At 64.2% G+C, this 17,107-nt stretch carries 19 protein-coding genes; 11 read left to right on the top strand and 8 right to left on the bottom strand.

Annotation, left to right across the window (positions count from 1 at the left end; translation table 11 throughout):
* Positions 1-153 precede the first annotated feature (153 nt).
* Positions 154-1,422 (top strand): hemolysin family protein, encoded by a 1,269-nt coding sequence (locus tag MKK63_RS05660; protein ID WP_267428375.1) that lies wholly within the window; start codon positions 154-156, stop codon positions 1,420-1,422.
* Between the two features lie 126 nt (positions 1,423-1,548).
* Here the strand turns inward: MKK63_RS05660 and MKK63_RS05655 are convergent, their stop codons facing one another.
* The 4 genes from MKK63_RS05655 to MKK63_RS05640 form a co-directional block, all read right to left on the bottom strand.
* A complete protein-coding gene (locus MKK63_RS05655) occupies positions 1,549-2,496 on the bottom strand; it encodes a PDR/VanB family oxidoreductase (RefSeq protein ID WP_243999506.1) in 948 nt (315 codons plus the stop codon).
* Between the two features lie 4 nt (positions 2,497-2,500).
* Complete coding sequence (locus MKK63_RS05650) at positions 2,501-3,070, bottom strand: MOSC domain-containing protein (RefSeq protein ID WP_243999503.1); 570 nt, start codon at positions 3,068-3,070, stop codon at positions 2,501-2,503.
* Positions 3,067-3,459, bottom strand: a complete 393-nt coding sequence (locus MKK63_RS05645; protein ID WP_243999501.1) for a Rid family detoxifying hydrolase — start codon at positions 3,457-3,459, stop codon at positions 3,067-3,069. Before MKK63_RS05645 ends, MKK63_RS05650 begins: the two co-directional genes overlap by 4 nt.
* Before the next feature lie 98 nt (positions 3,460-3,557).
* Complete coding sequence (locus tag MKK63_RS05640) at positions 3,558-4,886, bottom strand: MFS transporter (protein ID WP_409564475.1); 1,329 nt, start codon at positions 4,884-4,886, stop codon at positions 3,558-3,560.
* Positions 4,887-5,058: 172 nt separating this feature from the next.
* On the opposite strand from MKK63_RS05640, the gene MKK63_RS05635 reads away from it, so the two are divergent.
* Positions 5,059-5,670 carry a helix-turn-helix domain-containing protein gene (locus tag MKK63_RS05635; RefSeq protein ID WP_243999499.1) on the top strand — a complete coding sequence of 204 codons (612 nt, stop codon included), beginning with the start codon at positions 5,059-5,061 and terminating at the stop codon, positions 5,668-5,670.
* A gap of 252 nt (positions 5,671-5,922) precedes the next feature.
* Here the strand turns inward: MKK63_RS05635 and MKK63_RS05630 are convergent, their stop codons facing one another.
* Positions 5,923-6,291: a winged helix-turn-helix domain-containing protein gene (locus tag MKK63_RS05630; protein WP_243999673.1), complete on the bottom strand. Its 369-nt coding sequence runs from the start codon at positions 6,289-6,291 to the stop codon at positions 5,923-5,925.
* A gap of 143 nt (positions 6,292-6,434) precedes the next feature.
* On the opposite strand from MKK63_RS05630, the gene modA reads away from it, so the two are divergent.
* Genes modA through MKK63_RS05615 form a run of 3 tightly spaced genes read left to right on the top strand, consistent with a single transcriptional unit; the run spans position 6,435 to position 7,968 of the window.
* Complete coding sequence (gene modA / locus MKK63_RS05625; protein WP_243999497.1) at positions 6,435-7,214, top strand: molybdate ABC transporter substrate-binding protein; 780 nt, start codon at positions 6,435-6,437, stop codon at positions 7,212-7,214.
* Positions 7,215-7,246: 32 nt separating this feature from the next.
* A complete protein-coding gene (locus tag MKK63_RS05620) occupies positions 7,247-7,456 on the top strand; it encodes a molybdopterin-binding protein (protein ID WP_243999495.1) in 210 nt (69 codons plus the stop codon).
* 2 nt (positions 7,457-7,458) lie between these two features.
* Positions 7,459-7,968 carry a hypothetical protein gene (locus tag MKK63_RS05615; protein WP_243999493.1) on the top strand — a complete coding sequence of 170 codons (510 nt, stop codon included), beginning with the start codon at positions 7,459-7,461 and terminating at the stop codon, positions 7,966-7,968.
* Between the two features lie 268 nt (positions 7,969-8,236).
* Here the strand turns inward: MKK63_RS05615 and MKK63_RS05610 are convergent, their stop codons facing one another.
* Positions 8,237-8,713, bottom strand: coding sequence for a hypothetical protein (locus tag MKK63_RS05610; RefSeq protein ID WP_243999491.1), 477 nt, complete (start codon positions 8,711-8,713; stop codon positions 8,237-8,239).
* Between the two features lie 1,190 nt (positions 8,714-9,903).
* On the opposite strand from MKK63_RS05610, the gene MKK63_RS05605 reads away from it, so the two are divergent.
* Positions 9,904-10,170 carry a hypothetical protein gene (locus tag MKK63_RS05605; protein WP_243999671.1) on the top strand — a complete coding sequence of 89 codons (267 nt, stop codon included), beginning with the start codon at positions 9,904-9,906 and terminating at the stop codon, positions 10,168-10,170.
* Positions 10,171-10,366: 196 nt separating this feature from the next.
* A complete protein-coding gene (locus MKK63_RS05600; RefSeq protein ID WP_243999489.1) occupies positions 10,367-11,257 on the top strand; it encodes an ImmA/IrrE family metallo-endopeptidase in 891 nt (296 codons plus the stop codon).
* Positions 11,258-11,414: 157 nt separating this feature from the next.
* Here the strand turns inward: MKK63_RS05600 and MKK63_RS05595 are convergent, their stop codons facing one another.
* Complete coding sequence (locus MKK63_RS05595; protein WP_243999487.1) at positions 11,415-11,708, bottom strand: hypothetical protein; 294 nt, start codon at positions 11,706-11,708, stop codon at positions 11,415-11,417.
* A 187-nt stretch (positions 11,709-11,895) separates the two neighbouring features.
* On the opposite strand from MKK63_RS05595, the gene MKK63_RS05590 reads away from it, so the two are divergent.
* The 4 genes from MKK63_RS05590 (at position 11,896) to MKK63_RS05575 (ending at position 14,119) form a co-directional block, all read left to right on the top strand.
* Complete coding sequence (locus tag MKK63_RS05590) at positions 11,896-12,153, top strand: hypothetical protein (protein WP_053622063.1); 258 nt, start codon at positions 11,896-11,898, stop codon at positions 12,151-12,153.
* Positions 12,150-12,329: a hypothetical protein gene (locus tag MKK63_RS05585; RefSeq protein ID WP_243999485.1), complete on the top strand. Its 180-nt coding sequence runs from the start codon at positions 12,150-12,152 to the stop codon at positions 12,327-12,329. Before MKK63_RS05590 ends, MKK63_RS05585 begins: the two co-directional genes overlap by 4 nt.
* 160 nt (positions 12,330-12,489) lie before the next feature.
* Entirely contained in the window at positions 12,490-12,672 is a 183-nt protein-coding gene (locus MKK63_RS05580; protein WP_003600567.1) for a DUF3606 domain-containing protein, read from the top strand.
* Positions 12,673-13,051: 379 nt separating this feature from the next.
* Entirely contained in the window at positions 13,052-14,119 is a 1,068-nt protein-coding gene (locus MKK63_RS05575; RefSeq protein ID WP_279574522.1) for a diguanylate cyclase, read from the top strand.
* 508 nt (positions 14,120-14,627) lie between these two features.
* Here MKK63_RS05575 and MKK63_RS05570 read toward each other — a convergent pair.
* On the bottom strand, positions 14,628-16,736 hold the full coding sequence (locus MKK63_RS05570; RefSeq protein WP_243999483.1) for a hypothetical protein: 2,109 nt from the start codon (positions 16,734-16,736) through the stop codon (positions 14,628-14,630).
* Between the last annotated feature and the right edge of the window lie 371 nt (positions 16,737-17,107).

The following is a 17,107-nucleotide window of genomic DNA, read 5'->3' as shown; positions in this document are numbered from 1 at the left end:
CCGAGACCACGACGACCGGCGAGCCTGAAACGGCCGCACCTGTTTGGTTCAGGTCCGCCTAAGCTGGTAGGTCGGGTCGTCTATTCGAGAAGGAGAACGTCCATTTCCGAGGATGCGTGGTCGACGGCGCTGGGACTGCTAGCCGTCCTGTTCCTGGTGTTCGCCAACGGGTTCTTCGTGGCGGCCGAGTTTGCGCTGGTCTCGGTGCGCCGCAGCCGCGTCGCCGAGTTGGTCTCAGAGCGGCGGGCGAACGCCACAGCCCTTCAACGGGCGACGGACAGGCTTGATGCCTACCTCGCCGCCACACAGTTCGGAATCACACTGTCCTCTCTGGCACTCGGTTGGATCGGCGAGCCGGCGCTCGCACACCTTATCGAGCCGGCGCTGGATTGGCTTCCGTTGGGCCTTGGGACCGTGGCATCCCACACGGTCGCGGTCGCGATTGCCTTCTCGATCATCACGTCCCTGCACATCGTGCTCGGCGAACTCGCCCCGAAGAGCCTGGCCCTGCAGCGGAGTGAGCGCACCGCTCTCGCGGTGGTTCGACCGCTGGGCTTGTTCCTGGTCGTGTTCCGGCCGGCAATCCTGTTGCTGAACGGGCTCGGCAACGGCGTGCTGCGCCTGTTTGACCTACGGGCCGGGCACGGCGAGGGCTCGCTTCACTCAACAGCCGAGCTCAACCTGCTCATCCAGGCGAGCCAGGAGGCCGGCCTGATCCGCGAGGTGCAGCAGGAAGCGGTCGAACGCATCTTTGCCATCGGCGAACGCAAGGTCCGGGACATCATGACCCCGCGCCATGAAGTCGAATGGATCGACTCCGACGATCCTCGCGACGAGATGCTCAAGGCTGTGCGCGCGTGCGGCCACGCGCAGATCGTGGTGAGCCGCGGCGAGGTCGACGAGCTAGTCGGCCTGGTACGCAAGCAGGACCTGCTGGACCAGGTGCTCGATGGGCACGATATCGACATCGCCGCCGTCACGCAGCCGCCCATCGTGGTGCACGAGAGCATGACGATCCTGGCGGTGCTGGAAACGTTCCAGAGCCAACCGATGCGGATGGCGGTGGTTGTCGATGAGTACGGCAGCCTCGAGGGCATCGTCACCCAGACCGACCTGCTGGAGGCCATTGCGGGAGACATCCCAGAAGCGGGTGAGGAACCCGACGTGGTCGAGCGTCCCGACGGCTCGCTGCTGATCGACGGCATGATGTCAGCCCGCGAAGCGTTCGAGCGGCTCGGCTTGTCTCAGGACCCGGCTTCAGACGATTTCAACACACTGGCCGGATACATCATTTTCCAACTGGGACGGATACCGACCGCGGGTGACGCCTTCGAAGCCGACGGGTGGCACTTTGAGGTCGTCGATATGGACGGACGCCGGATCGACAAGGTCCTGGCGATCAGGACAGGCGCACCATCGTAACAAGCGCCGGTACCGATCCCATCCGCCTCAGCGATGGGTCGGGGCGTTGGTAGCTGCACGGGGTGGGCGGCAGCGCCTGCGCTCAGGGTGCGGCGCGTTGGGCTCGACGTCATCGGCACCTCACCCTTAGAGTTCGAGCGTGACCGTCACGCGGGCGCGGGAGACGCAGGGCATCATCCGGTCCTGACGCTTGGCGACCGGCAGCACGACATCGCGGTGGATCACGGTGCCATCCCGGTAACCGCACTCGCAGGAGCCGCACACGCCGATCTCGCAGGACGAGGGCATCGCGAAGCCGTGCTGGCGTAGAGCGTCGAGGAGCGAGACATCGGCAGGGACGTGAACGACCGCCCCGCTCGAGGCGATCAGCGCGTCGAACGGTTCGGGTTTGAAGCTCTCGTCGGCGATCGGCGCGAAGTGCTCGACATGCACCCGCTCTGCCGGCCATCCGGCGGCCGTCAGCCCGGCCTGCACGGCGTCGGTGAGTCTCTGGGGCCCACAGGCATAGACATGAACGCCGTCCTCCGGCGCACCGAGCGCCGCGGGATCGAAGCGCGCGCCTTCCGCGGAGAACCAGCAGCGGAGCCGGTCGCCGCAGATCGCCCGCAACTCATGCCGCAGCGGCGCCCGTTCGGCCGAGCGTGCGCACAGGTGGAGCGTGAAGTCGGCACCGTTCGCCGCCAGGTGCCGGGCCATGGCGGCGAGCGGCGTCACACCGATGCCGCCGCCGATCAGCAGATGGCGTCGGGCTTCGGCGGCCAGCCCGAAATTGTTGCGCGGGTACGAGACGTGCGCGACGGAGCCCGCGGCGAGGTTGGCATGCGTCCACAGCGAGCCGCCGCGACCGGCATCCTCACGCTTGATCGCCAGGACATAGCGACTCCGGTCGGCCGGATCGCCGCAGAGCGAGTACTGGCGCGTGCGGCCATCCGGCAGGCGCAGGTCGACATGCGCGCCGGGCTCCCACGCGGGCAGTTCGGGACGCTGCGGATGGACCAGGGTCAGGCGCAGCACCTCCGGCGTGGTGGCGACGGCCTCCACCACCTTCAGCTTCATGACGATGCGGGCGGACATCGGTTCATTCCGCCAGCGTGATCGCGTCGCCCGGCCGGATGATCCCGCCGCGCTCGATCCCGCAATTCAGGCCCGAGCGGTTGTAGAGCGGCAGGTAGACCGGCAGGCCGAGCAATTCCTCCAGATACTTGCACGGGAAGTTCAGGCGCCCGCCGCGCAGGATCACCTCGCCCACCCGGAATCGGCGACCGACGAGGTGGTTGAGCGGCACGCCGCGCACGGTGAGGTTCCGGCGGTGGTCGATCGGCGCGAGGTGGATCGGCCCGCCCTGGAGCGGCGGATCGTTGCGCGCGAGGGCGTCGAGGGCCTCCTGCTCGATCAGCGTCACCTCGCGGGTGTCCGGCTTGGGCGAGTAAGTCCCCGTCCCAAGGAAGTAGCGGTCGCCCTCGATACCGCGGCCGGCGACGCAACGGGCTTCGGTCAGCGCCTCCATCTCGTAGCTCGCCGCCGGCGCGATGTGGATGCCGAGCAGCGTGCCGTGCCAGCCGGTCGCGCCGCCGGGCACGGCGACCGCCGCCGAGCCGGCCGCGTGCGCGAAGGCCTCGACGTGGCGGGGTGCGGATGTCGCGCTCATCGGGCCGGCCCCGTCGCCAGCGCGATCGCCTCGACCTCGACCAGCGCGTCGCGGGGCAGGCGCGCGACCTCGACGGTGGAGCGCGCCGGCGCGGCACCGGGGAAGTGTTCAGCGTAGACGGCGTTCATCGCGGCGAAGTCGTTCATGTCTTTCAGGAACACAGTGGTCTTGGCCACGCTCGCGAGGCTGGCGCCTCCGGCCTCCAGCACGGCGGCGAGGTTGGCCAGCGAGCGGCGGGTCTGTGCCGCGATGCCCTCCGGGAATGCCCCCGTCGCCGGGTCGATTGGCAGTTGTCCCGAGGCGAAGACGAGGTCGCCGACGCGGGTCGCCTGGGCGTAGGGGCCAACGGCCGGAGCCGCCGCCTCGGTGGCGATGATGGTTCGGTCCAAGTCCGTCTCCTCGTCCCGTGGTTGGGTCCGGTAAATATTCCATTTCAGTGGATGCGCGTCCACTGCCCGGCTTGCGTTTTCACGCGCCGCAGCGGTGGTCAGTCGATCGGCCGTCGGGCGGTCTCCGGCGCCGCGAAGGTCGCCGCGAGCGTCACGCAGGCGAGCACGATGAGATAGACCGAGATCGGCCATGTCGACCCGCCGCTCCAGACAAGCAGGGCCGCGGCGATCAGCGGCGTAAAGCCGCCGCTCAGCGCCGCACCCACCTGGAAGCCCAACGAGGCGCCGCTGTAGCGCAGGCGGGCGTCGAACAGCTCGGACATCCACGCGGCCCCGGTTCCGAACATGATGCCCTGCCCGAAGCTCAGGGCCACCGCGACGGTCAGGGTGATGATCGTCGGGTCGCGGGTGTCGAGGAGCTTGAACATCGGGAACGCGAAGGCGATCGAGAACAGGCAGGCGGCGATGAACAGCGTCTTGCGCCCGTATCGGTCGGACAGCCAGCCGAAGACGGGGATCGTGAAGAGTTCGATGACGGCGGCGATCAGGATGCCGTTCAGGATCACCCCCCGTGACAGGCCGAGCTGGCCGGTGACGTAGGAGATCGAGAACACGGTCACGATGCTCACGTAGGCGATCTCGGAGACCTTCAGGCCGACGGCCTTCAGGAACATGCCGGGATGCTCGGTCAGGATCTCCATGATCGGCAACCGCGCCGTCACCGCCCGCGCCTTGATCCGCCGGAACGCCGGAGTCTCGTGAAGCCGCAGGCGGATGAACAGGCCGACGCCGACCAGCGGCGCGCTCGCCAAGAACGGGATGCGCCAGCCCCACGACAGGAACGCCGCCTCGGGCATCAGGCCGGTCAGCGCGAACGCACCGATCGAGAGGATCACGCCAATCGGGTATCCAAGCTGGACGACGCTCCCAAAGAACCCGCGCCGTTCCGCTGGTACGCTCTCGACCACCATCAGCACGGCTCCGCCCCACTCGCCGCCGATGCCGATGCCCTGGACGAGGCGCAGGGCCACGAGGAGGACCGGGGCCAGGATGCCGATCTGCCCGTAGGTCGGCAAGCATCCGATCAGGAAGGTGCCGAGCCCCATGATCATGAGGGTCAGCGACAGCATGGCCTTGCGCCCGACGCGATCGCCAAAATGGCCGAAGACCGCCCCGCCCAGCGGCCGGGCGAGGAACCCGACGGCGTAGGAGCCGAACGCGGCGATCGTACCGACCACCGGGTCGATGCTCGGGAAGAACAGCTTGTTGAAGACGAGGGCGCTGGCGGTGCCGTAGATCAGGAAGTCGTACCACTCGACCGTGGTGCCGATGACGCTCGACCAGACGATCTGGCGCCTGTCCGCGAGCGTTACTGCGTCCGGCTCGGCAATCCGTATCGCATCCGATGGCATTGCGGCGTCGCGCATCAGCGGGCATCCACTTTGAGGGACGAATTTCCACTCACCGTTATACAAGCTGCGTGCCAACCGGGATGCCGGTCGCGCGGGCACCGTCCCGCGACCTATGCTAAGCACCCGACCGATCAGCCCCGGGCGCTCAAGAATGACGCGTCAACCGGAGGACCAGGACGGAACACGAATGACGGTCACGACAGAGGTGCGGCGCGTCCAGATCGAGGCCGAAGCGCGCTCGCAGATCCAAGTGCTGGCCGAGGAAATCCGGCGCCGGCGGCGGGAGCGCGACCTGTCCCTCGAAGCCCTGGCGGCCCTGTCCGGGGTCAGCCGCTCGATGATCTCGAAGGTCGAGCGCGGCGAGGCCGTCCCCTCGACGGCGGTGCTCTCGCGCCTTGCCGAGGCGCTGGGCGTGACATTCTCCCGGCTGATGGCGCCCGCCACGGAACTGGAGGTGCTGCTGATTCCAGCTTCCCGCCAGCCGGTGCTGCGCGACGAGACTTCGGGCTTCCTGCGCCGCTGCCTCTCTCCCGTTCTGCCCGGGCGTGGGATCGACTGGGTGCTCAACACGCTCCCGCCGGGTGCTACTACGGGTGAGTTCGTCGCCCATCGCCGCGGCGTGTCGGAATACATCTTCGTGTTTAAGGGGCGCCTGCGGGCCGTGATCGGCGACCGTGCGTTCGTAGTCGAGGAGGGCGACAGCCTGTATTTCGAAGCCGATGCCGGGCACGCCTTCACCAATCTCGGGACGGAGCCGTGCCAGTATTTCCTGGTTATCGATGCGACGCGACTACGGTGAACCTTTATATCTGACCTGCGGTCGGTCACGATCGATGTCGCGGTAAACGCTGACGGAGGCTTGTGTCCGCTTCGCTGTTTCAGTCGCTCCAATATGGGCCGGCAGCTTTCGACCAGCTTGAGTCCTGGCGACAGTGCCTCCGTACGACGGGGTTGGGTGGATTTCTGACCGTTCGCTTCAGGGCGAGAGTTAGCTGAGGCAGCCACTGTATCAAATTGGATATAGCGGCCCGTTGGATTTCAGTCGTTCTTCTTAGGAGACGGCGGTCGGCGGCACGTCGTCCTTGCCTTGTGCTGGAGCAGCGATCCGATCGAGAAATGGCGCGGCAGCCTTGTCAGCGGCGCGCTCGATCGCACGGTAGTGGGCGATGAGATCGGCGCCGAAGGCCGACAGGCGCGCACCGCCACCCGCCTTGCCGCCGATCTGTGCCTCTACCACAGGACGCCCGAAGCCACCGTTCATCGCCTCAATCAACAGCCAGGCTCGGCGATACGACATCCCGAGCGCCCGTCCGGCCGCGGAGATTGAGCCATGCTCGGCAATCATCTCGAGAAGTTGCACCTTACCCGGACCTATGCGGTTGCCGGGTCCGACGTCGATCCGGATACTCAGGCTTGCCACCCGCACCTCTCGTCTGCCCGACGCGGCCAGCTACCGCGCCACCTCATCGGGGGTCCATAGCCAACACGATCACGACTTCCCAGCGGTGTATTCTGCAGGATATAGCGCAGCCGACGCACACGTGGCCGAGGACCGTTCCGAGCATGCGCAGTCTGATCCGCACCGGCCTTGTCGCCGCCCTGCTTCTCGCCCCTGGGGTCGTTCAAGCCGCCGACACCGCGACCGTGTTCGCCGCGGCCAGCCTCAAGAACGCCTTGGACAATGCGGGCAAGGCCTTCACCGCTCAGTCGGGCGTCGAACTCAAGGCCAGCTACGCGGCATCCTCGGCCCTGGCCCGGCAAATCGAGAGCGGGGCACCTGCTGATCTGTTCGCCTCGGCCGATCTGGAATGGATGGACTACCTCGCGAAGAAGAACCTCATTCGCCAAGACACCCGGGTGAACCTGCTCGGCAATCGTCTCGTCCTCATCGCGCCGGCCGACGCGAAGGAGAATGCGGTGGCCTTCACGCCGGAAGCCATCGCGGCAGCGCTGGGGCCGGACGGCCGGTTGGCAACCGGCGAGGTCAATTCGGTGCCGATCGGTAAGTACGCCAAGGTTGCGTTCGAGAAGCTCGGCTTGTGGGCCGGGATCCAGTCTCGTCTGGCGCAAGGCGATAACGTGCGGGCGGCCCTGTTGCTGGTCTCACGCGGCGAGGCGCCCCTCGGCGTCGTCTACGAGAGTGATGCGAAGTCCGATCCCAAAGTGAAAGTCGTGGGTGTGTTTCCGGCCGACAGCCATCCGCCCGTGGTCTACCCGTTCGCCGTGACAGCGGATGCGAAGGGCGACGGCGCGAAGCGCTTCCTGGACTACCTCCGAAGTGCGGCAGCCAAGCCCTTCTTCGAGGCTCAGGGCTTCAACATCATCGATGGCAGCAAGAACTAATCGGCCCCGAGCGGCTCAGAAAGGCGGACATCGTGAAGATCAGCGCACGCAACATCATCGAGGGCACGGTGGCGGCGATCGAGAAGGGCGCCACGACAGCCCACGTGAGGATCGAGATCATGCCTGGGCAGATCGTCACCGCAGCCGTGACCAACGAGGCGGTCGACAGCTTGGGGCTGACCGTTGGCGGTTCGGCCTACGCCGTGATCAAGGCGTCCGACGTCATGGTCGCGGTCGACTGACGATGATCATCTCCCGCGCCGTCCTCGCCGCCGGGCTCGTGGCCCTCTCGGTCAACACGGCCAGGGCCGAGGATGCCCCGGCCTGCGCGAGCTTCGCATGGTCGGTGGCGCGGGAACGTGCCGCCTTCGGTGCGCCGGGCCTGCCAGCGCTTGCGTCCGGCTCGGCGCTGTCGGGCGGTGTCAGCGCAGTACAGCTTGCCCTGAAACCGGCCGCCGAGATCGTGCTGCCGGTCCCGTCCGAGAAGGAGGCAAAGCCTGATACCTTTGCGGGCTTCGTGACCGCTACGGTGCCGGCCGCGGGGACTTACCAAGTGACGCTTTCGAATGAGGCTTGGATCGATGTCAGCCAGGATGGCCGCTCGACCCTCAAGCCCGCGGCCCACAGCGGCAAGTCGGGCTGTCCGGAGGTGCGCAAGAGCGTGCGCTTTGCGCTCGACGTAGGCACGGTGACGATCGAGATCACTCGCGCATCGAGCCCACTGATCAAGCTCGACCTACTCAGGGCAGAGTAGCTGAACTCCTGCGCGGGGATCCTCAGTGTGACTGCTCGGGTTGGAGACTGACAGGCGAGCGAGGTCGAGGCGGCCTTGGACGCCGACGTCTCGGCCTTTGCTGACACGCACGAGGCATACCTCACGCCCATCACGCAGGCGAACGGGGAGGGGGCGCGGCAATACGAGGAGGGGATGGGCTTCTGAAGGCATTGCCCGCCGCGTCTGGTGGGACACGCGGGACAGGCCCTCGCGGCGCCGGAGGCGGGCGCGTTCGACCGCTTATGCCTCAACGTCCCGCGGCACTGCGACCGACGGCGCCGAGGCCGCCGTCCTCGTAGAGGATGCTGGGCCGCGGGCCGTTAAAACCAACGCCGAGGTCGAAGCGGGTCGAACCGCGCTCTGAAATATGCCTGACCGGGTCCGAGAGCCTGTAATCGACGGTCGAGCGCACGGCACACTTGAGGGCTGGGACGTTGCAGGAAACGCGCAACGTGCCGGGACGGAGTGTGTAGCGCCTGACGGGCCACCTCCGCTCGGCGGCCAGCCTCTCATCGTTCAACGCGTCACGGCTGTAGACACGCCCGAATGACGTGACCCTGTCGCCGTAGTCGACGGGCATTCGACCTTGGACGAGAGGGCCTGACGACCACGTCGCGAGATAGCGATAGGCGACATCGATGGTCCCGATGCGCATGCGCGCCTCCGACATGGCCATCGCCTGCGAGGGCATGCCGAGGCCCAGGATCGTCCCGCTGAGGAGCATTCCCGCAACGGCGTGTCCCCAACGGGGCATCGCAACGCCTCCTTTCATCACTCGGAGAGCCACCGCACGAGACCGTCACCGCGCAGCACCGGATGGATCGCCCCCCGGCCCTGGAAGTCTCCGGCCAGCTTCTGCACATGTCGTTGGACCGGTGCATCGCCGACGGGACGGGCGTGCTGTGATGCGGACCCGTCGATAGGGGAGCCTTCCGGGAGGGTCCGACGGCGGGCGGGCGGCGGAACGACATTTGGCGGGCCTTCCAGCGTCGAAGCCACCACTGGGCGAACGTGGCGCACGGCCGTGATGGTGCGCTCCGACCGGAGGGCGCCATGCGTTGGTCTCGCAGTGGGCGAAAGCAGGCGGCTGGAGTCCGCCGCGGCGGAGCGGCGCCCCGCATCGCGTTGCGCGACCTGAGCAGGGTTCGTTGCGACGGTCCTGGCGGTGGTGGGGTTCTCCCACGCCCGGGGGGCGGGGCCCGGTTCTACGGGAGATCCGGAACCCGTTGCGAGACGCACCAAGTCCGGGGACCGAACTGCGGTAACAAGCGGTATGGTCGAGCCGCCCGCGACGAAGGCAAGTCCCAACGCCACCAGGGCCTTCGCGTTTGGCACCATCACCGAAGCCGCTCACGTATATCCGGGAACGCCCCCAACAGAGATGTTGCGAGGAGCGTTCCATGGAACGTGAGTCATGGGGGCCGGCGCTCCCTCCTGCCGAAGAGCGGGTGCGCAACGAGCGCGGACGGCGCCCTATCCGTCCCGTGAGATTGGATGCGTCCGGTCAGCGCGACCTGTGAGCAAACCGGGTGAATCGCCATACGCCTGCGCAAGTAGGGTAGCGCCTCGTTCGCGAAGCGGTACCGCTGCGCAACGTCACCGGCCCGGGCGTACCGTCGAGCAGAGGTGAGTCATCCCGAACGTCATCCGTCGGCGTGGCGATGGCATCACCCCCTCCGTTCAGGACGATGCGATCGGGTTGTGTGCGCTCGACGCCGTCCGACTCCGACGTGTTTCAAGAATAATTCGCGTGCGGCAGTTTCGCGCTCAAACTTTAATCGTCCATTCATCCGAGGGATCTTGGGTCTATATCGCGTGCACTCAAGAAAATTTATGTGGCGACCGCTTCATAGTCGTCAGCGAGCACTTACATCTCTCTCGCGGCGGTGATGCCGCGGAGGGAAGAATACCATGATGAAGCGTGTCGCAGTGGCCGCCTTAGCGGCGAGTGCCCTTCTGGCCGCCGGTCAGGCGGCTGAGGCGAAGGGCTGCATCAAGGGCGCCATCGTCGGCGGCATCGCCGGTCACTATGCGGGGCACGGCGTTCTCGGCGCTATCGGCGGCTGTGCCGCTGGGCGAGCCCTGGCCAATCGCCAAGCCGAGAAGCAGCAGGCACCTTCCGTGAACACCGCTGGCGCGGTGCGCCCTGCCCAGGGCGCCGGGGGTTACGTCAGCTACTGATTTGGGGGCGGCGTCGCGCAGTTGCGCGGCGCCGCCCAATGGCATCAGGATCGTATGACCGCGATGCCACGGCAGCACGACCTCTGCCCGCAATGGCGCCGTTGGGTTACCGCCCGCACGCAGTCCCTGTAGTCCCGTCCTGCGATCGCGGCTGCGTGGCGGGCTGACGGATCGGTTCTGGGATGGAGCTGTGCAGATGCCGATCAGCAGGAGGGACCTCGTAGACGCGGGCTCGCCGGAGGCACTCGTCAAACGCATCCTGCAAGCCGAGCCGAACCTTCCGGTCCCCGTGCCGATCGAAGACCTGTGCGCGCGACTCGGCATCCTCCGGATCGAAAGCCTCGACATCGACGAATTCGAGGGTGGCCTCGTGACCGACGCGAAGCGGTCCGAAGGCACCATCCTCGCCAAGCGCAGGGGCGAACCGCGTCGCCGCTTCACCATTGCGCACGAACTCGCCCACCTCCTGATGACGCACCACGTTCCGGATCAGCCCGGCCGATTCCTATGCAAGAGCTCTGACCTGCTTCGGCTCACAGCAAAGGAGGGTGACCGGCGGCAACGCAGGGAGGTCGAGGCCAACCGCTTCGCCAGTCTCATGCTGATGCCCCCGCATCTGCTGCGGGACGCCATGGCGGCGTTTCGCGAGCCCGATCTGCAGCACGTTCTTGTGCTCGCGCGCGATTTCGCGGTCAGCAAGGAGGCGGCGGCTCGGGCCTACGTGCAATATCATTCGGAGAAGATTGCCATCGTCGTGGCTGGCAACGGTCGGGTGCAGCGGTGCTACCGCAGCCTCAACTTTCCGGCCGTCATCGCCGCGGTCGGCGACCCGGTCCCGACAGGTTCGTTCTATCACAGTGGTCCATACCTGCCGAACATCGCGAGCGACATCGCCGCGTGCAGTTCCGGTCTCTGGATCGACGTGAAGCGCGACCTGCACGCACCGGCCCTCTACGAGCAGGTGTACCGTCAGCAGAATAGCTTTGCGATGATCCTGCTGCGTCTGGAGGCCGTGCCTGAGGAGAGCGCGGAGGAGCGCAGGCTCAATGAGGGCTGGCGTCACCGTTTCCACTCGGGGCGACGGTAAGACAAGAATCTGCTCTGATGGAATAGCCCCGACGGCCATATCTGCGACTTGGTCAAACCGGGCCGTGCGGCCGTCCGGTTGCTGATCCGGTTTGCACCATAGGTCGGCAAAAACGCAATGAGGGTCGTGAATGGCGGGAACTGACGAGTACCCTCGGCTACACCTTAATCAGGCGACGGCAGAGGAAGGGGCCCTCGATGGTGTCGGTGACGCCGAGGACGCCGAACTGCACGCTAACAGTACCGCGCCTGCGACGTCTCCTGCCGTGTCGTTGATGATTACGAACCGCCAGCGCGTGGCGCTTCGTGAGCTTGGCTTTTCCGAAGAATCCCTTCGGCAGATGACGCCCGCCGAGGCGCATGAAAAACTTGGATTGGCCTAGCTGCCGTCGCCTCAACGCGAATTGGGCATCTTGAGGTTTCTGCCAAACCTCATCGATGAAGCGCCGCACGCTCATCATCTGAGCACCCTTGGCTGCCCAAAACTGCCAAACGCCGCGCGCTGATAGCTTGGGGATGGTCGCGCTAAAGCTGGCGATAATGCGAAGTCGGCCCTGGATTTTGTTCCTGATTTGTTCTAAATCACCTCACGGATCGAGCCCCTGTTCAACCCTCGGTTACTCCGAGCCGCCCCGTGTCATGGCCGATACCGAAATTCCGCCCCTCAGCCCCGACGACGCCAAGCTGATCCGCAATGAGCGGGCGAAGCTGACCGCGATGTGGGTCAACGGCGTCGCTGTCGCCTCCGTGGCTGTGGGCGGCATCTCTCCGTCCGTAGCGATCTTCTCGGGCACCGCTAGTGCGCTTACGGCAAGCGCTCTTCTGGTTGGTTGGAGTCTCCTGGCGGGTATACTACATCTAGTAGCCAGACGCCTGCTCGGAGCCCTGCGCGCGTGAGCCTGACGCTCGCACAGATGGTTGTTCTTTTTCTCGGCCCGCTCGTCCTGGCGACGATGGTCGGCGTTGTCCTATGGCTGACGCATGAGAAGGAGACCGACCGTCTCAAGCGGGCTGAAATCGAGCGTGCGATGTGGCTCAAATATCAAGCCGAACGTAAAGCAGCTGGAGAATAGCCGCTCTGTTCGTTTGATAAGCCGCTGCCGGAGACCATTGAACCATTCCTGATTTCGCGATCGCGAAGCGCTTAACACGCGCCATGTCGCGCTTGTGCTCCCCACTCCATCTCGAGCGTCTTTGCGGACCGATATCCCACCAACCAAACAGGATCCCCCTATGGCCGGCCTCAAGGACAAGCGTGGCTTCATCGACAAGGACAGACTCGATCTGTCAGAGCGCAAGGCCGTCGAGTTCTGGATGAAGCGCTGGGGTGTCACGCAGGACCAGCTGACGGCGGCGCATCGCAAGGTTGGCCGCATGACGAAGGACATCGCGGCCGAGCTGGGCAAGAAGCGTTAGGCGCGCGTTCGCGCTAAGCGGGCGTCTTGTGAGGACGTTGTCGACGGTGAGGTCACCGCACCCTGATCGTGTTCGAACCAGGGCCGCGGCGCGCCACGACGGCGACACACTGGATCGAGGCTCCGCGCCATCATCGCCTGATCCGGAGTATCGCACTATCCCTGACTGTGCTGACGCTCGATTAAATGTTCTCGGCGTACCCCCAGGACAGCCTCACGGCTTTCGCGGGGGTTGCGTCGTGCTGCAGGGGAACATGTCGAACACATAGAGCGAGGCACGCCGCCAACAGGCGCTGACCGAGATCGCTCTCCTCGATACGCCGCCAGAGCGCGAGTTCGACGCGCTCGCCAAGCTCGCGCAATCCATGCTCGGCACAGGCATGTCGTCGATCACGCTGATCGACCCGGAGCGCCAGGGGTTCAAGGTACGTTGTGGCCTCTTGGCGGCTGAGACCCCACGCGCCCAGGCGTTCTGCCCCATCGTATTCGAGACTGAGGCTCCGCTGATTGTGCCGGATGCCAAGCTCGACCCTCGCTTTGGGGCCGGTCCCTTCGTCACAAAGGCCCCGAACATCCGCTACTATGCGGGCGTGCCGATTCGCGGCCGGCAATCCGATGGCGTCAAAACCACCATCGGCACGCTCTGCGTCCGCGATGAACAGTCCCGCACGCCGACGCCGACAGACTTGAAGGTGCTCTCAGAGCTGGCCTGCATCGCAGAAGCCCTGATCGAAGCGCGCGCAGTGGCCGTTCGCGCAGCCGAGGCTGCCGAAGAGCGCCGCATAGCCGTCGAGGGCTTGGAGCGTGAGCGCCGCCAGTTCAAGCAAGCAGAGCGCATGGCCAACATGGGCTCATACCGCTACGATATCAAAACACAGACAACCTCATGGTCGGACGGCGTGTTCGTCATTCACGAACTGCCCATCAGCGCCGGTGTGCCGGTTGGCGAGATCATGAACTTCTCTCCCGATCCGGATCGCACCCGCTTCCGTGCGGCAGTCGAGCGCGTTCTGAAAACGGCCGAGCCCTTCGAGATGGACGCCGACTTCGTGACAGCTCAGGGCAATGCCCGGCGGGTGCGGTGCTCCTGCGACATCGAGATGGCCGAGGGTAAGCCCGCTGCTCTCATCGGCTTGATCCCGGACATCACCGAACGGCACGGCTTGGAGGAGCGTCTTCGCAATCAGGCTTGCACCGATGACCTGACACAACTCGCGAATCGCGCCGAATTCAACCGGGTGCTCGACGCGCGGCTGCATGAGGCGCGGACTTCCGACATCGACGTGGCTGTCCTCCTGATCGACCTCGATAGCTTCAAGGGCGTGAACGATCGCCTTGGGCATGCGACCGGCGACGACGTTCTGCCTCGCGTCGCCGAGCGGTTGCGCGCGCCCCGCTCCGCCGGGTGCTTTTCGCCGCCGCTGGGGGCGACGAGTTCGCAATCCTGATAGCGGCCGGATGCGACGGCGCGCGCTTGGATGCAATGGTGCAGAGCCTCTAGCACGATCTTGAAATGGTCGTGGAGGGGCAGGGTCAGATCGCGCGCGTGACGGGAACGATCGGCCTCGCGTGGTCCCGAGAGGCCAGACACGTTCGCGACGTGCTCTTGCACCACGCTGATGCGGCGCTCTACACCGCAAAGCGTGCGCAGAAGGGAACGGCTCAAAGCTACGCGGCTGAGGCGGATGGGCCGACAACGCGGGCTCGCGGGGTGTCGGCTGTCGGGATGGCCCCTGGACAAGGTTTATGACTTTGGTGGATCGCTGCTTGGCATCATGCAGACGGGGAGCGATAGGCACGGTCTGTAGGTGCCATCAAAGCGATCGCATCAGGAAACGTCTCTTCCGGCAAGGTTCGCCGTCAGTAGGAACTGCGGCTCATAGGGCTGCTGCTCCGTCTGTAACCTACGGCGCTCCCGCTATGCCGTTCGATCGACCCAAGTAAAACAATCTGGTTCTACCAGTATTGATGTAACATATCAAAAATTCTATTTGCCCACCCTGGTGGTGATGGATGATGCGTTTCGTAGCGGACGACCTTCTTGGCAATTGCCATAGCGGCTTCTTTTTCCTTATCAGAAGCCCTGAATGTTTGAATTGACGGATTATTTATATTGGAAGATTCATTGGCTATCCTGCTGGAATTTGACGATATTTCCCGCTGCGGAGAGTTTGTTGATGCTGTGGTACTGATCGTTGTGTTTGGAGCGTCTTGTGAACCGAGTGCGGCTTTAGAAGAGATCGGATTTGGCACGCCTGCGGGACTTTGACCAAATGCGCTTGCCGCGTCAGTGCTCTGATTATGAGAATTGGTTGTAGCCAAAGAGGAATTGGCTGAACCGCTTGGGCCGAATGCCGGTGCTGGCTGCACGTTCGTCGCCGCGCTGACGCCGCCGTTTTCAGGAGCTGGATTGGATGCAACGGGGACCGCGCTCGGTGCGCTGCTGGCTGTTCCCCCGGTTGTCACGGTGCTTTCGGGATTTGTGGTTCCGGTTATGATTGCGGGGTCTGCGGCGTTCTCTCTCGCGCCAATCCCCGATGGGCCCGCGGGAGCCCCATGCGTGCTGTCGGTGACAGGCCGTATGGATGCGATGCTCGGTTGCTCCAGGGAAGCTGTCTGGTCGTTGACGGGGTTAGCCGAAACTGTTGAGCCGCCGTTCTCGGATGCAGTGCCTGACGCGCTCGACGAGCCGGACGTACTCGAAGATGCTGTCCTTGAAGTGTTGGCCATACCCACAGCGGGCGTAGCCGAATCGGTGCCGGTCGTAGATACCGTCACTTGACTGGTCTGAGAGTTCGCGACCGCCGGCTGATCAGATGCCGCCGAGCCCGTCACCGAAGTGCTCGTGGAGTTGGCGGCCGGCGGTTGCGCAGCTGTAGTCGAGCCCGCCACGGCAGGACGAGCGATGCTCGCCGAGTTGGTGGTGCCCTCGGCCGTTCCGGCAGTTCCTGAGGTCGAGCCGTCCGCACGCGTCTCTATCGGGGTGCTTGCAGACGAATTGTCAGCGCTCGAATTCGCTGATGAGGACGGTGCAGCCGAACTCGCATTCGCTGACGTAGCCGTGGTGGACACTCCTCCGATCGAGCTGGGAGCGCTCGTCGTCGCAGTCGTTGACTCGCTCAGACCGCTTGCTGTTGCCGCGTTTCCGTCACCCGTCGATGTCGCGCTCCCGCCGCCGACTGATGTTTCGGAATTGTTGGTCACCAGCTGAACTAGATTACGAATGGCACCCATATCGGTTCGAAGATTATCGACTTGCTGCTGGCTAACCCCGCTCTCCAGAGAGGCCAGATTGACGCTTTTCGCGTCCGTCGTATCCGAGACGTAGCCACCGTAGGTCTGATAAGCCTTCGCGAGCGCCATGCCCTCCGGCGTCGAAATCCCTGCCTTGCTGAGATCGACGTCTTTCGGAATTGCAAACAGCGATCCCATGGGAACTGTTCCCGAATAGACCGAGGCGCCCCCAGAATCCGCAGAGTGTGCGGGCCACACATACTGCTGCGATGGATCGCTGGACGCCTTCAGCATGGTGTAGGGAAGTTCTAACGCAACGGCATGGTCTATATTGAGCGTATTGAGGTCTTGTTGCGTGATCAATCCAGCCAGCAGCGACGTACCGCCAGAGCGAGTCCCATCGTGCTCTCCCGGGAGGCTGATGCCCGATCCGTCGAGAGAATTTTCAACGATATAGGCTGCATGATAGCTGCCGTCGGAGGCTTTCGAGCCGCCCCAGGTTTCGATGAAATGCAGACCATCCACGGATTTCAGGATGGTATTGCCCTCACTCACCAGTTGGAGATCCGACGGTGTTTGTGTTTGGAAAGATCCGCTTCCCGAGGGGCCGTATTGCCAAGTGGCGTTTGGCTCGTGGGAGGTGTATGACCAAGTCGCAAGCGGATCGGTGCTTTTGGCCTGATAAATCGTAACAGCGTTATCGTAGACCCACGTTACTGTTCCGGGCCCATGTTCGACGGCGGCAGTTTCCGTATCGGTTCTTGACTGAAACTGGGCCCCAGTTCCGATCGGCGTATTCCATGGGCTCGAAGAGCTGAATGGTCTATCCATTAGCTATGACCTTTCTAGTCAGACATATTGACTTCAAATCTCCCCGAGCTTCAATCATTTAAGCTCGACGCAATAGAACGCACCTTTTTAACCGAGAACAGGGCTTAGGTTGATTATTATTAATATACTGCGGTATTAAACACATAGTCAAACAAATTTTTATTTTCAAAGCAATATTTGGTCGCGTACGTAGCCGACGGGCAAATAGCTGAATACTTATGCTGGTACTTGTAGTGATAGCAACGCGCCAACTGTTATAAAATTGCGGAGGCATCCACGAGCTCAAAACGGATCGGTCATTCAAGCGCGCTGGAAATCGATCCTAATATTTCGTCACATCTGTCATATCGCCTATTTTATTCGCAATGCGC

Origin of the sequence: Methylobacterium sp. J-088 (assembly GCF_022829295.1) — a bacterium.
Classification (GTDB): Bacteria; Pseudomonadota; Alphaproteobacteria; order Rhizobiales; family Beijerinckiaceae; genus Methylobacterium.
This window is presented reverse-complemented; position numbering and strand designations above follow the sequence as displayed.